The sequence below is a fragment of the Bartonella sp. AA78NXGY genome (genome assembly GCF_042197005.1).
Lineage (GTDB): Bacteria > Pseudomonadota > Alphaproteobacteria > Rhizobiales > Rhizobiaceae > Bartonella.
This window is the reverse complement of sequence record NZ_JBHIRI010000065.1, coordinates 1-1,552: the sequence shown is the minus strand read 5'-3', so window position 1 is coordinate 1,552 and position 1,552 is coordinate 1. Positions and strand designations below refer to the sequence as shown.

General features: G+C 31.2%; 1 tRNA gene and 1 pseudogene. Both read right to left on the bottom strand.

Going from position 1 to position 1,552, the window contains the following annotated elements:
* Positions 1-134: 134 nt before the first annotated feature.
* Positions 135-224 (bottom strand) — tRNA-Ser (locus ACFINL_RS09620).
* Between the two features lie 942 nt (positions 225-1,166).
* A pseudogene (locus ACFINL_RS09615) lies at positions 1,167-1,452 on the bottom strand (tyrosine-type recombinase/integrase); the annotation flags it as partial.
* Positions 1,453-1,552 lie beyond the last annotated feature (100 nt).

Genomic DNA, 1,552 nt, shown 5'->3' with positions numbered 1-1,552 from the left:
TTAAAAACTCTTTGAGAAAAAATAAATTGGTACAAAACCTAGTGGCAAAATATACAAAACCCGCTGGCAAGCTACACCCGCACCTTGAAAAAACACACATGAAATCAATAAGTTATAGCACCATAAAAGTGCTGTGGCGGAGGGGGTGGGATTCGAACCCACGGTACAGTCTCCTGCACGCCGGTTTTCAAGACCGGTGCCTTAAACCGCTCGGCCACCCCTCCACACTAGATATGCTTTTTGACAAATTTCTTGTAAAAGGTCAATCATTTTAATACGCATTTTAAAGCGTTCTTTGTAAAACTATTTAAGTTTCAATTAAAATAATTCTTCATAAGTTAATTCTTTGAGTGTGTTATCTAAGAGTTTCATTTTTAAACATGATAGTTTTTTCTGAAAAAATGAAAGGTAATTATGATATTTATCATTTTTTTCCTGTTTAAAAATTTTCTACAAAGCAATATTTTTTTTAAGTTCTAACAATCGTTTTCGTAATAATAAGAAATGTTTAGTTGAAAATGTTTGATAAATTATATTAAATTCCGGTCGTGTATTTTTGGATTATTTTACCTTTCCAGATATTTATTTTATTTAGATCGTTCATATTGGCGAAAAGAAAATGTTATTACTCTGACAGTTTATGAGAGATAAATTTGTAAAAATGACATATATATTCAAGGAAAGTTTTTATTGAGTTTAAATTAAGTACAATTCAATAAGAAAACTCTTTAAAAGATTTTAAGTTTTTAAATAAAAATATTCAGATATTTAGTGCGTCTAAAGAGTACCTTGGAGGGAATGGCTGATTTGCACTATTTGAATAAAATTTTATGTAAGATTTGCATCGATAGTTTAAAATCTCTTCTAGATATGGCTGGAAATTAGGTATATTTGTAATGCTTTTTCTGTGGGATAAGCAAAAAGTTAATTTGAATGGAAGAAAAAATTATTGAGCAATACCCTTAGATCAATAGATAGTTTGTGAAGGTATTACATAGTTTTTCAAGAATAGAACTTAAAAACGCTAAATTATGCAGAGTCAGAAAGCGTAAACTTTAAAAGACAAAGTTTTAAAAGCCGATTCATCACAAGTATGTGTAAAATAAAATATTTATGTCTAATATGAGAGAATAGGTTATTCCTGATTCTATTGAGTTTTTTTGCCTCTATCCCTCATCTTTTTGAAGCTTTTTTATGGCTTCAAGAGCGAGTTTTTTACGGTCTGCGCTCTTTGTGTAAAGAGATGCCATAGCATCATTTGTCCAGCCAAAAATTGCTTTGAATTGTGATACTGTTGCACCAGAATTAACTGCGCGTGTTGCTGCTAATTTTCTTAAGCCATGTGCTGATTTTTCGATTCCCGCTACGTTACAAGCCTCACGAAAAAGGTTGCCAAAACTTTCTTTAACTAGTTTTTACCTTCTTACCACAAATGAATGTTTCTTCTCCAATCACATACCTTCATAAGGATTGAGTTCTTTTTGTTTTTTTGTAGCTTTAGTGTAGCTATGCCAATTAGAGCTGTTAAAGTATTGTTTAAGCAGCCATGCAA